The organism is Tabrizicola sp. (genome assembly GCF_016793705.1).
Classification (GTDB): Bacteria; Pseudomonadota; Alphaproteobacteria; order Rhodobacterales; family Rhodobacteraceae; genus Tabrizicola.
In genome coordinates this window covers 141939-154410 of record NZ_JAEULO010000052.1, presented here as the reverse complement: position 1 = coordinate 154410, position 12472 = coordinate 141939, and the positions used below count along the sequence as shown (strand labels likewise).

10 protein-coding genes are annotated in these 12472 nt (G+C 66.1%); 6 read left to right on the top strand and 4 right to left on the bottom strand.

Features of this window, described 5'->3' with window-relative positions; translation table 11 throughout:
* From JNJ68_RS14895 to JNJ68_RS14885, 3 genes are all read left to right on the top strand, one after another.
* Positions 1-1687, top strand: a 1687-nt coding sequence (locus tag JNJ68_RS14895) for a peptide ABC transporter substrate-binding protein (protein WP_294983249.1), incomplete at its 5' end; no start/stop codon positions are given.
* A 69-nt stretch (positions 1688-1756) separates the two neighbouring features.
* Positions 1757-2764, top strand: coding sequence for an ABC transporter permease (locus tag JNJ68_RS14890; protein ID WP_294983248.1), 1008 nt, complete (start codon positions 1757-1759; stop codon positions 2762-2764).
* Positions 2757-3665, top strand: coding sequence for an ABC transporter permease (locus JNJ68_RS14885; RefSeq protein WP_294983247.1), 909 nt, complete (start codon positions 2757-2759; stop codon positions 3663-3665). Before JNJ68_RS14890 ends, JNJ68_RS14885 begins: the two co-directional genes overlap by 8 nt.
* Before the next feature lie 74 nt (positions 3666-3739).
* Here JNJ68_RS14885 and JNJ68_RS14880 read toward each other — a convergent pair whose 3' ends face one another.
* The 4 genes from JNJ68_RS14880 to JNJ68_RS14865 form a co-directional block, all read right to left on the bottom strand.
* Positions 3740-5020: a DUF3422 domain-containing protein gene (locus JNJ68_RS14880; protein ID WP_294983245.1), complete on the bottom strand. Its 1281-nt coding sequence runs from the start codon at positions 5018-5020 to the stop codon at positions 3740-3742.
* Positions 5021-5296: 276 nt separating this feature from the next.
* The gene (locus JNJ68_RS14875; protein ID WP_294983244.1) at positions 5297-6730 is read right to left on the bottom strand and encodes an NAD(P)(+) transhydrogenase (Re/Si-specific) subunit beta; all 1434 of its coding nucleotides are present in this window, start codon (positions 6728-6730) and stop codon (positions 5297-5299) included.
* Positions 6731-6740: 10 nt separating this feature from the next.
* The gene (locus JNJ68_RS14870; protein WP_294983242.1) at positions 6741-8315 is read right to left on the bottom strand and encodes a Re/Si-specific NAD(P)(+) transhydrogenase subunit alpha; all 1575 of its coding nucleotides are present in this window, start codon (positions 8313-8315) and stop codon (positions 6741-6743) included.
* Positions 8316-8415: 100 nt separating this feature from the next.
* Positions 8416-8877, bottom strand: coding sequence for an isoprenylcysteine carboxylmethyltransferase family protein (locus JNJ68_RS14865; RefSeq protein ID WP_294983240.1), 462 nt, complete (start codon positions 8875-8877; stop codon positions 8416-8418).
* A gap of 183 nt (positions 8878-9060) precedes the next feature.
* Between JNJ68_RS14865 and kynU the strand changes: the two genes are divergently transcribed.
* From kynU to kynA, 3 genes are all read left to right on the top strand, one after another.
* A complete protein-coding gene (gene kynU / locus JNJ68_RS14860) occupies positions 9061-10257 on the top strand; it encodes a kynureninase (RefSeq protein WP_294983238.1) in 1197 nt (398 codons plus the stop codon).
* Positions 10258-10274: 17 nt separating this feature from the next.
* Positions 10275-11498, top strand: coding sequence for a cellulase family glycosylhydrolase (locus JNJ68_RS14855; RefSeq protein ID WP_294983237.1), 1224 nt, complete (start codon positions 10275-10277; stop codon positions 11496-11498).
* A gap of 124 nt (positions 11499-11622) precedes the next feature.
* Complete coding sequence (gene kynA, locus JNJ68_RS14850; protein ID WP_294983235.1) at positions 11623-12462, top strand: tryptophan 2,3-dioxygenase; 840 nt, start codon at positions 11623-11625, stop codon at positions 12460-12462.
* The last annotated feature ends 10 nt before the right edge of the window (positions 12463-12472 follow it).

The window sequence follows — 12472 nt, the reverse complement described above, 5'->3', positions numbered from 1 at the left end:
CCTTCTGGGCGCAGTGGCCGTGATGGGGCTTGCCCCCGCGGCCTTTGCCGATCGCGGCACCGACGGCGAGGTGAAGCTCACCTTCCCGCAGGCCGTGTCGATCATGAACCCCTACCTCTCGGGCGGGACCAAGGACATCTATGCCTCGTCGATGGTCCTGGAGCCTCTTGCCGGCCTGACGCCCGAAGGCGTGCTGGTGCCGAAGATGGCCGCGGAAATCCCGACGCTGGAAAACGGCGGCGTGTCGGCCGACATGACCTCGATCACCTGGAAACTGCTGCCGGACCTGAAATGGTCGGACGGCACCCCCGTCACCGCCGATGACGCGGTCTTCACCTGGCAATACTGCACCCATCCCGAAGGCGGCTGCTCGCAGGCGACCAAATACGAAGGCATCGCCTCGGTCGAGGCGGTCGATCCGGCGACGATCAAGGTGACGTTCACCGGACCGAAGGCCAACCCCTACACCGCTTTCGTCTCTGCGCTCTCGCCGGTCCTGCAGAAGGCCCAGTTCGAAGCCTGCCTCGGCGCCGCCGCGCCCACCTGCACCGACGCCAACAACATGCCGATCGGCACCGGACCGTTCAAGGTCACCGGCTTCACCGTCAACGACACCGTGTCGATGGCGATGAACGAAAACTACCGCGACCCGGCCAAGCCCGCCTTCGCGACCGCCGTGATCAAGGGCGGCGGCGATGCCGAAGGCTCGGCCCGCGCGGTGATGGAGACCGGCGAATTCGACTATGCCTGGAACACCCAGATTCCGCCCGAAACCCAGGCCTCGATGAAGGCTGCCGGCAAGGGCGAGTTCGTCGTTGCCTTCGGCACCCTGGTCGAGCGGCTGGAAATGAACACGACCGACCCCGACCCGGCCCTGCCGGAGGGTGAGCGCGCGACCGCCAAGCACCCCCACCCGATCCTGTCGGACATCAAGGTGCGGACAGCGCTGTCCAAGGCTATCGACCGCTCCATCCTGGTCGAGGTCGGCTATGGCGAAGGCGGCAGACCAACCTGCAACGTGATCCCCGGACCGGAAGGCTGGGCCTCGGACAACGAGGGCTGCATCGCGCAGGACATGGAGGGCGCCAAGGCGCTGCTCGATGAAGCCGGCTGGACCGACAGCGACGGCGACGGCATCCGCGACAAGGATGGCAAGAAGCTGCACATCCTGTACCAGACCACCGTCAACCCGATCCGTCAGGACTTCCAGGCGCTGATCAAGGACTGGTGGACCGAGCTTGGCGTCGAGGTCGAGCTGAAGGCCATCGACCCGGGCGTCTTCTTCGGCGGGGACCCGGGCTCGCCCGACACCTTCCAGAAGTTCTATGCCGACGTCGAGATGTATGCCAACAACTCCGAGTCGCCCGACCCGGAAAGCTACCTCGGCCAGTACCAGTGCAAGAACGCGCCGACCCCGGAAAGCCAGTGGCAGGGTGAGAACATCAACCGCTTCTGCACCCCGGAATACGATGCGCTCTATGCCTCGATGGCGACCACGACCGATATGGCCGCGCGGCAGGACATCGCCAAGAAGCTGAACGACATGGTGACGAAGGACTCGATGATCGTGGTGCCGCTGGTTCACCGCGGCACGCTCTCGGCGCATTCCAACTCCCTTGGCGGCGTGCAGATCAACGCCTGGGACTCGGAACTGTGGAACGTCGCGGACTGGTTCCGCGTGAAGTGACCTGACCCCTTGCGGGGCCGGCGACCCGGCCCCGCAGCTTCTTTCCCACCGATCCGGGGCGCAGCCGCCATGCTCACCTTCACGCTTCGCAGGCTTCTGCTGGCCATCCCGACGCTTTTGGTCATCAGCCTGGTGATCTTCCTGCTGGTAGATCTCGCCCCCGGCTCGCCCATGTCCGAAATTCCGCTGACCGTGCCCCCCGACGTCCGCCAGAAGATGATCGAGGCGCTCGGCGCCGATCAGCCCGTCTTCTTCCGCTACCTCCTCTGGCTGCGCCAGTTCTTCTGGGTCGAGCCGATGACCCTGTTCGACGGCTGGTCCGGCACCCATTTCGTCGAGGGCGAACAGCGCATCCTGTCCTGGCAGTCGCGCAGCCCCGTCTTCACCATCATCGGCCAGCGCCTGCCGCAGACCCTGACCGTGATCGGCACCGCCTATCTGGTCGGCATCCTGATCGCGCTGCCCATCGGCATCTACTCCGCCTACCGCCAGTACTCGTTCTTCGACCAGGGCGGTACGCTCTTCGCCATGCTGGGCTTCTCGGTGCCCACCTTCTTCTCCGGTACGCTCTTCATCATCATCTTCGCGGTCTGGCTCGGCTGGTTCCCCACCAAGTACGACACCCAGCTCGTGGTGCATGACTGGGAGAGTTTCCTGAAACAGGTGAAGCAGATGGCCCTGCCGGTGATGACGCTCGGCCTCGCCAATGCCGCCGCCATCAGCCGCTACATGCGGTCGTCCATGCTCGACAACATGACGCAGGACTATGTGCGCACCGCCCGCGCCAAGGGCATGACCGAGCGCACCGTCGTCCTGAAGCATGTCCTGCGGAACTCGCTGATCCCCGTCATCACCGTGATCGCGCTCGGCATACCCTCGATCTTCGGGGGCGCGATCATCACCGAAAATCTCTTCGGGGTGAACGGCATCGGCGCAGCCCTGATCGGCGCGATCCACGCCAACGACATTCCGATGGTGCAGACGCTCGCCTTCATCTTCGCCGTGCTGATCGTGCTCTTCAACCTGATCGCCGACATCCTCTACGGCTTCCTCGACCCCCGGATCCGCTATGACTGACGCGACCTCCACCCCGCCCAAGCCCGTCAGCCAGAACCGGGCGATCTGGCAGCAGTTCCGCACCCACAAGGGGGCGCTCTTCGGGCTGATCGTGCTCAGCCTGCTCATCATCTTCGTCCTGCTCGGCCCTCTGGTCTGGGATCCGCCGCAACGGCTGTCCGACACGATCCGCATGAAGAACCAGGGGCCGTCCCTGCGCGCGCCGTTCGGCACCGACCAGCTCGGCCGCGACCTCCTCCTGAGGATGATGCTCGCGGGCCGGGTCTCGCTTGCGGTGGGCATGGTCGCGATGGTCATCGCCATCGTCTTCGGCACCCTCATCGGCACCCTCGCCGGCTACTTCCGCCGCCTCGACGGCCCGCTCATGCGGCTGACCGACATGTTCCTCGCCCTGCCGCTCATCCCGCTCCTCCTGGTCATGGTCATGCTTTTCCGCGACCGGATCGCCGGACTCATCGGACCCGAGCTTGGCGCCTTCACGCTGATCGTCTTCGCCATCGGCATTACGTCCTGGATGGCCACGGCACGCATCGTCCGGGGCGAGGTTCTGACACTGAAGGAACGCGAATATGTCCTTGCCGCCCGCTCCATCGGCGCGCGACCGAACCGGATCATCCGCCGCCACATCCTGCCGAACGTGGTCTCTCCGGTCATGGTCGCCGCGACGCTCGGCGTGGCCGAGGCGATCATCACCGAATCCGTTCTCTCCTTCCTCGGCCTCGGCTTCCCGCCCGACTTCCCGACCTGGGGGCGGCTTCTCTATGACGGATTGCAGTACATGCAGGTCTACCCCGAGCGGGTGATCTGGCCCGGCGTCGCGATTTCGCTCACGGTTCTCAGCGTGAACTACATCGGCGACGGGTTGCGCGACGCCCTCGACCCCCGCATCCGGGGCCGGTAACGCTCGTCGTCACCTTCGGTGCTCCTCGCAAGGGGCCCGCGACGAGAAGCCGAAGGCGAACGAGGAGCCGTCCGCTAGTGCAGCCGGTTCCTGATCCGCCGCACCATCAGCCAGACGCCCAGCACGACCACAGGCACCAGCCCGGCCAGCAGTGCCTCGGGGCCGATGTGCAGCGCATGGGCCGCGGGCTTCAGCAGGTATGACCCAAGGCTGACCGCGTAATAGCTGATCGCCACCACCGACAGCCCCTCGACCGTGTGCTGGAGCCGCAAGGCCAGGTCCGCCCGCCGGTCCATGCTTTCCAGAAGCCGCTGGTTCTGCGCCGACCGCTCCACATCCACCCGCGTCCGCAGCAATTCCGCCGCCCGTTCCGCCCGGTCCGCCATCGCGGCCAACCGGCTTTCCGCCGATTTCACCGTCCGCATCGCCGGGTCATAGCGGCGCATCATGAACTCGCCAAAGGTCTGGCGGCCCTGGATGCGCACTTCACGCAAGACCTCGATCCGCTGGGTGACGATGGCCTCATAGGCCGCGGTCGCCCCGAAGCGGAAGGAGAACTGCACCGCAAGGCTTTCCAGCTCGGCCGAAATGGTCAGCAACTCATGCAGCGCCGCCTCTGGTGCCGGCTCGGCACTGTCCAGCCCCGAGACCAGCGCCGAGAGTTTCGGGTCCAGCGCATTCAGCCGCGCCGACAGGTCGCGCGACCGCATCAGCCCCAGCATCGACATCGCCCGGTAGGTCTCGATCTCGCACAGCCGCTGCACGATCCGTCCGACCCGCCGCGGTCCGGTGCCGGGCGCCACGAAGACCGCAAAGCGCATATGCCCCGCAGGGTCGATGCGGAAATCCCCCGCCACCACCGCCGCGCCGTCGACCACCCGGCTCACCGCCAGGCTCTCCGGCACGAACCATTCGTCCAGCCGCGCCAGCAGCGCCTCGTCGCTCTCCGGCATCGGTTCCACCCGGATCAGGACCGATGTCAGCCGCTTGCCCGGCGCCGCCCCCAGCCAGTCTTCGGGCAGCACCTCTGCCTCCGCAGGATCGAAGGGTCGCGCCGAGACGCCCTTGGTGAAGGCCGAGTAGGTCACGAACTCGGTATGGCTCTCCCATTTCAGCTCGGCCCGCCCGATCGGCCCTGAAAAATGCGTCGCCCCCGGTTGCGGATGCGCGCTGCCATGCCGGTCCAAGAGTGCCAAGAGATGCGCCAGGTCCGCCCCCCGGTCCCGGTTCTGCGCCTGCACCGGCTCCTTGATCGCGACATAGACCGCCGTCGAGGGCACCTCCAGCGACGGGAAGGGCCGCGCGTGCAACTCGTTCACGGTGGCATAGCGGAGCGGATGGTCGGGGATCGGCATCGAAGTCCTCAGGGATTGCCCGCCGAGAGGTAAGGCCAGCCTCGCGCCGGTTCCAGCAGAATACCGGAATACCAGGGTATGCCGCCCCGGTGTTGCCCAATCGCCGACCAGCCGGGGGAAGATCTGGCGCCGAACGCCCAATCGGGGAGCAGAACCTGTCCGCGGGCAGGGCTTAACCAACCCCTAAAGCCCGCAGATAAGCCATTGATTTTCCACGGTCCGAAAATCTGTCCACCGTGGACAGGCGGGGCGGACAATGCCCGCCCCGCCCGGCTTTCACTCGATCATCGGCAGAAGACTGTCGAGGGACTTCTTCGCGTCCCCATAGAACATCCGGGTGTTCTCCTTGTAGAAGAGCGGGTTCTCGATCCCCGAATACCCGGTCCCCTGCCCCCGTTTCGAGACGAAGACCTGCTTCGCCTTCCAGCATTCCAAGACCGGCATCCCCGCGATGGGCGAATTCGGGTCCTCCTGCGCCGCCGGGTTCACGATGTCGTTCGACCCGATCACGATGGCGACGTCGGTCTCCGGGAAGTCCTCGTTGATCTCGTCCATCTCCAGCACGATGTCATAGGGCACCTTCGCCTCGGCCAGGAGCACGTTCATGTGCCCCGGCAGCCGCCCCGCCACCGGGTGGATCGCGAAGCGGACGGTCTTGCCCTTGGCCCGCAGCTTCCGGGTCAGCTCACTGACCGACTGCTGCGCCTGCGCCACCGCCATGCCGTAGCCCGGGATGATGATGATCGAATCCGCATCGTTCAGCGCTGCCGCCACACCCTCGGCATCAATCGCGATCTGCTCGCCAGTGACTTCCATCGCCGGGCCCGTGGTGCCACCGAAGCCGCCCAGGATCACGGAGATGAAGCTCCGGTTCATCGCCTTGCACATGATGTAGGACAGGATCGCCCCCGAGGAACCGACCAGTGCGCCGACCACGATCAGGAGGTCGTTGGACAGCGAAAACCCGATCGCCGCCGCCGCCCAGCCGGAATAGCTGTTCAGCATCGACACGACGACCGGCATGTCCGCCCCGCCGATCCCCATGATCAGGTGATAGCCGATGAAAAGCGCGGCCGCCGTCATGCCCAGAAGCGCCAGCGTCGAGCCCGACTGCAGGTAGACCGCCAGCAAGACGATCGAAATGATCGCCGCCGATGCGTTCAAGAGATGCCCGCCAGGCAGCTTCTTCGCCTTGCCGTCGACTTTACCCGCCAGCTTGCCGAAGGCGATCACCGATCCGGTGAAGGTGACCGCCCCGATGAAGATACCGAGGAAGGTCTCGACCCGCAGGATCGACACTTCGACGCCGGTCTTGTGGGCGACAACCGCCGCAAACCCGTCCAGCGCGGCGCGGGCGGCTTCATCCATCCCGGTCACCCGGACCAACTCGATATGGGTGTTGAAGCCGATGAACACAGCCGCAAGGCCGACAAGGCTGTGCATCGCCGCCACCAGCTGCGGCATCTCGGTCATCTGCACCCGCTGCGCGACGATCCAGCCAATCGCACCGCCGCCAGCGATCAGCAGGACCGACAGCCACCACAGCCCGAAGCCCGGCCCGTAGAGCGTGGCGGCAACCGCCAGCGCCATGCCGACGATCCCATACCAGACCGCGCGCTTGGCGCTTTCCTGGCCCGAAAGCCCCCCGAGCGAGAGGATGAACAGGACCGCTGCAACGACGTAAGCCGCCGTGGTAAATCCGAATTCCATGACGGCCCCCTTACGACTTCTGGAACATGGCAAGCATCCGGCGCGTCACCATGAAGCCGCCGAAGATGTTGATCCCGGCCATGAAGACCGACAGCGCCGCGAGGAGGATCACGAGGAACGACCCCGACCCGATCTGCATCAGCGCGCCCAGGATGATGATCGACGAGATTGCGTTCGTCACCGCCATCAAGGGCGTGTGCAGGGAATGCGAGACGTTCCAGATCACCTGGAAGCCAACGAAGACCGCCAGCACGAAGACGATGAAGTGGCTCATGAAACTGGCCGGAGCGTAAAGCCCCGCCAGCAGCATCAGCCCGCCGCCAATGGCCAGCAGGCCCACCTGGCTCCGCGTCTGCGCCTTGAACGCCGCGACCTCGTTCGCCCGGCGCTCTTCCGGCGTCAGCTCGCGCGCCTTCTCCTTAGGCTTCTGCACCGCGATGGCGGCGACCTTCGGCGGCGGCGGCGGATAGGTCACCGCCCCCATATGCGCTGCCGTCGCCCCCCGGATCACGTCATCCTCCATGTTGTGCGCGATGACGCCATCCTTCTTCGGCGTCAGGTCGGTCAGCATGTGGCGGATATTGGTCGCATAAAGCGTCGAGGCCTGCGTCGCCATCCGGCTGGGGAAATCGGTGTAGCCCACGATGGTCACGCCATTGTCGGTAACGATCTTCTGGTCCGGCACCGTCAGGTCGCAGTTGCCGCCACGCTCCGCCGCAAGGTCGACGATGACGCTGCCGGGCTTCATCATCCCGACCATGTCCTCGGTCCAGAGCTTCGGCGCGGGACGCCCCGGGATCAGCGCCGTGGTGATGACGATATCCATCTCCGGCGCCAGCTCGCGGAACTTCTTCAGTTGCGCCTCGCGGAACTCCGGGCTCGACGGGGCCGCATAGCCCCCCGTCGCCGCCCCGTCCGTCTGCTGTTCGGCGAAGTCGAGGAAGACGAAATTCGCCCCCATCGATTCGATCTGCTCCGCCACTTCCGGTCGCACGTCGAAGGCGTGAACGATCGCCCCCAGCGACGTCGCCGTGCCGACCGCCGCAAGACCGGCAACGCCTGCCCCCACCACCAGCACCTTCGCCGGCGGCACCTTGCCCGCCGCCGTGACCTGCCCCGTGAAGAAGCGGCCAAAGTTCGACCCGGCCTCGATCACCGCACGGTAGCCCGCGATGTTCGCCATCGACGACAGCGCATCCATCTTCTGCGCGCGGCTGATCCGCGGCACCATGTCCATGGCGACGATGGTCAGGTTCTTCTTTGCCGCCGCTTCCAGAAGCTCGGCGTTCTGCGCGGGCCAGAAGAAGCTGATCAGCGTCTGCCCGTCCTGAAGCCGCGACAGCTCTGCCGCATCCGGCCCCCGCACCTTGACGATCACATCCGCCGCCGCGATCACCGCCGCCGCATCCGGCAGCACCTCGACGCCCGCCGCCGCATAGGCCGCGTCCGAGAAGCCCGCCTTCGCCCCCGCCCCCGACTGGATGCAGGAGGAATGTCCCAGCTTCGCCAGCTGCATGGCCGAATCCGGCGTCATCGCCACCCGGTTCTCGCCGGGAAACACTTCCGTCAAAGCGCCTATCTTCACCCTGGTCCCCCGATCTTGCCTGCGCGGTCATAAACCGACCCGACGCACATAGCATTGCGCAACATTATTTCAAACTCTACTTTTTCCGCCCGCCGCCGCGTCATTTCCGCCCCAGCCAACGGCGCGTGCGCGCGGCCCAGAGATCGAACTCCGGCCCGAAAGCCTCGGTCAGGCGGATTTCCTCGTCGCGGATGAAGCGGGTCTGGATCAGCCAGACGAAGCTGAAGACCAAAGGCAACGCAAGCACGGCATCCAGCCAGAGGATCGCCCCGGTCAGGATCACGGCATCGGCGAGATAGATCGGATTCCGCGACAGGGCGAATACCCCGGACGTCACCAGGGCCTGCGGATCACGGCGCGGGATGACGGTGGTCCGCGCCTGGGTCATCTGCGCGACAGCCGCGCCCATCACAAGCGCACCGACAACAACCAGAACCGACCCCAGCGCGCGCGCCAGGCTACCAAACATCGGCGGGGACACCAGCGACAGGACCCAAGCCGCGCCGACGTGCAGCACCAGCCAGCTTGGCGGGATGTCAATCTCATGCAGGAAGGAACGCAACCGGGGACCTCCATTTCGGCTCCTCTAGACGCTCGGTCCTCCGGCTGCAAGCCAGGAAGCCGGACAAATGTTCCCCTGCGGCACTCTTTCAACCGGAAGCGACACGGCTGGCCCGCAACAATTTCAAGCTTGAAATTTTTTGCCCACCGCCGCATAACTCGGCAAACCCCGAAGGACGCGCTCATGCCCATCGACTTTGCCGCCACCAAAGCTCACTTCCACCTGCCCGAAGGCGTGATCTATCTCGACGGCAACTCGCTGGGCCCGATGGTGAAATCCGCCCCCGCGCGGATGGAGAAAGTCATGCGCGACGAATGGGCCGAGATGCTGATCCGCGGCTGGAACAAGGCCGGCTGGATGGCGCAGCCCGCCGTGCTGGGCGACCGGATCGGCAGGCTGATCGGCGCACCGGCGGGCAGCGTCGTGTTGGGAGACACGCTCTCGATCAAGGTCTACCAGGCGCTCGCCTCGGCGCTCGAGATGAACCCCAAGCGCAAGGTCATCCTCTCCGACACCGGCAATTTCCCCTCCGACCTCTACATGGCCGAGGGCCTGTGCCGCACCCTTGGCGGGCAATACCGGCTGAAGACCGTCGCGCCGGAAGAGGTGATGTCCGCCATCGACGACAGCGTCGCCGTCACCATGATCACCGAGGTCGACTACCGCACCGGCCGCCGTCACGACATGGCCGACATCACCCGGCGCGCACATGAGATGGGGGCGCTCACCGTCTGGGACCTGGCCCACAGCGCCGGCGCCCTCCCGGTTGACCTGACCGGCGCAAAGGCCGATTTCGCGGTGGGCTGCACCTACAAGTATCTCAACTCCGGCCCCGGCGGCCCGGCCTTCATCTATGTCGCCCCCCGCCACGCCGACACGGCGCGCCCCGCCCTTTCCGGCTGGCTCGGCCATGAAGCGCCTTTCGCCTTCGACCTCTCCTACCGCCCCGGCGCCGGAATCGAGCGGATGCGCGTCGGCACGCCCCCCATCCTGCAAATGGCCGCGCTGGACGCCGCGCTCGATGTCTGGGAGGGTGTCGACCTGCGCGAGGTCCACGCCCAGTCGCTGCGCCTGCAAGACCAGTTCATCAAGGGGATCGAGACTCGCGCACCCATGCTGCACCTGGCCACGCCCCGGTCGCACCTGATGCGCGGCAGCCAGGTCAGTTTCCGTCACCCCGAAGGCTATGCCATCATGCAGGCCCTGATCGCAGAGGGCGTGATCGGCGACTTCCGCGCGCCCGACATCTTGCGCTTCGGCTTCACGCCGCTTTACATCGACGAAGACGACGTCGCCCGCGCGGTTTCCGTTCTGGCGAAGATCATGGACTACGGCAGCTGGGACAAGCCCGAGTTCAAGGCCCGCGCCCGCGTCACCTGAACCGAAGGAAAGCCCGCATGGTCCACCATCGCGTCCTTGCCCTCGCCGCACTGCTCGTGGTCGCCGGTTCGGTCGCCCCGGCAGATACGCTTCGCCTGCAACGCGGGGTCAACGCCGAGCAATGGACCAACTGGGGGACGATCGCCGAACTGATGGCGGACCCGGAGGCGCTGGCCGTCTTTCCCGACTGGCTTCGTCACGTCACCCCGGCGATGTTCGAGGCGCTGTCCGACGAAGGTTTTGACTTCATCCGCCTGCCGCTCGACCCCGGACCCGCGCTGGTCTACGGACCCGGTCCCGACCAGGACCGCATGATCGACGGGATGGGCGCCGCCACCAACCTGGCGCTCGATGCCGGATTGAAGGTGATCGTCGATCTTCATCCCATTCCGCGCGGTGATGAGATCGGCGGCGCCGAGAGCATCGTCGGCGATCAGTTTCCCGACTACGTCGCCCTTGTCGGACATATCGCCTCGCGGCTGTCCGATCTTCCTGCCGACCGTGTGGCGCTGGAACTTCTGAACGAACCCGTCTTCGACTGCGACGGCGTCTACGCGGGAGCCCCGCCGAAATGGCCGGACATGCAGGCCCGGCTGCACGCCGCCGCCCGCAGGGGGGCACCCGACCTGACCCTGATCCTGACCGGCGCCTGCTGGGGCCAGGCCGCGTCCCTGGCCTCGCTCGATCCGTCGCTGATTCAGGACGACAATGTCCTTTGGACCTTCCACAGCTACGCGCCCTTCACTTTCACTCACCAGGGGGCCGTCTGGATCGACCCGCCGCTCAAGTATATTACCCGTGTCCCCTTTCCGCCCTCGCTGATTACGCCGGAAATCGTCGCAGAGGTCACAAAATCCGCCGTCGCACGCATGGAGGCGGCGGAAGGGACGGCGGACGCCGAGGTGATCGCCCGGATCGTGCAGGAATATGCAGACACGCCGGAAAGCGCCGTCAACGAAGAGATCACCCGCGCCGCCGCCTGGGCGGACGCCCATGGCATTCCGCGCGACCGTGTGCTGCTTGGGGAATTCGGCGCGCTGCACACGCCCGACGAGGTGCCACAGCCGATGGAATGGTATCACGCCTTCATCAGCGCCAAGCGCAAGGCGGCCGAGGACGCGGGTTTTGGCTGGGCCATTCTCAGCTGGAATGGCGGCATGGGCGTCGCGATGCCCGACGATCCCGACCGTCGCCTGTCGCCGGATACCTGCCGCGCCCTGGGCCTGCCATGCGGCAACTGAGGCTCCCGCCGCTCTGCCGCCCCGCCGGCTGGGTCGCCCTCTGGCGGCGGATGGGCAACCTTTCGATCCTGAACCGAAGGGCCGTTCTCCTGTCCTGAAACCCCTTTTCAAGATGGAGAAAAACATGACCGCCACCCCCTACAACCCTGCCGAAGACGGTGCCCAGATGGCCTTTGACGGCCGCATGTCCTATGGTGACTACCTGCACATCGACCGCATCCTCGCCGCGCAGACCCCCCTCAGCGATGCGCATGACGAGATGCTGTTCATCATCCAGCACCAGACCTCCGAGCTTTGGATGCGCCTCGCCCTCCACGAGATCGACGCCGCGCGCCGGATGATCGCCGCCGACCGCGCGCAGGAGGCGTTCAAGATGCTCGCCCGCGTCGCCCGCATCTTCGAGCAGTTGAACAACGCCTGGGACGTCCTTCGCACCATGACGCCCTCGGACTACACCACCTTCCGCGAAGCGCTTGGCCAGTCCTCGGGCTTCCAGTCCTGGCAGTACCGGCTGATCGAATATGCCGTCGGCAACCGCAACCTCGCCATGCTGAAGCCGCACGCCCACCGCCCCGACCTGATGGCGAAGCTGGAGGCCGAACTTGCCCGCCCGACGCTTTATGACGAGGCGCTGCGCCACCTCGCCCGTGCCGGCCTGCCTGTGCCCAGGGACGTGCTGACCCGCGACCTGCGCCAGGCCTGGACCCAGCATGACGGCGTCCAGGCGATGTGGGAGGTCATCTACCGCGACCCGGGCGCGCATTGGCAGGCCTATGAACTGGCCGAGAAGCTGGTGGATTTCGAGGATTACTTCCGCCGCTGGCGCTTCAACCACCTGACCACCGTGGCCCGCGTCATCGGCATCAAGCGCGGCACCGGCGGCACCTCCGGCATCTCCTACCTGCGCCGGATGCTGGATGTTGAGCTCTTCCCCGAGCTTTGGGCAGTCCGCACCGAGCTTTGACAAGGCCGCC

What these genes read in the sequence shown, in the direction of transcription:
- kynU (WP_294983238.1), top strand. Translation starts at nt 9,061, where the DNA reads ATGCCCATCGACTTTGCCGCCACCAAAGCTCACTTCCACCTGCCCGAA.
- JNJ68_RS14875 (WP_294983244.1), bottom strand. Translation starts at nt 6,730, where the DNA reads ATGGAATTCGGATTTACCACGGCGGCTTACGTCGTTGCAGCGGTCCTG.
- JNJ68_RS14855 (WP_294983237.1), top strand. Translation starts at nt 10,275, where the DNA reads ATGGTCCACCATCGCGTCCTTGCCCTCGCCGCACTGCTCGTGGTCGCC.
- JNJ68_RS14890 (WP_294983248.1), top strand. Translation starts at nt 1,757, where the DNA reads ATGCTCACCTTCACGCTTCGCAGGCTTCTGCTGGCCATCCCGACGCTT.
- kynA (WP_294983235.1), top strand. Translation starts at nt 11,623, where the DNA reads ATGACCGCCACCCCCTACAACCCTGCCGAAGACGGTGCCCAGATGGCC.
- JNJ68_RS14880 (WP_294983245.1), bottom strand. Translation starts at nt 5,020, where the DNA reads ATGCCGATCCCCGACCATCCGCTCCGCTATGCCACCGTGAACGAGTTG.
- JNJ68_RS14885 (WP_294983247.1), top strand. Translation starts at nt 2,757, where the DNA reads ATGACTGACGCGACCTCCACCCCGCCCAAGCCCGTCAGCCAGAACCGG.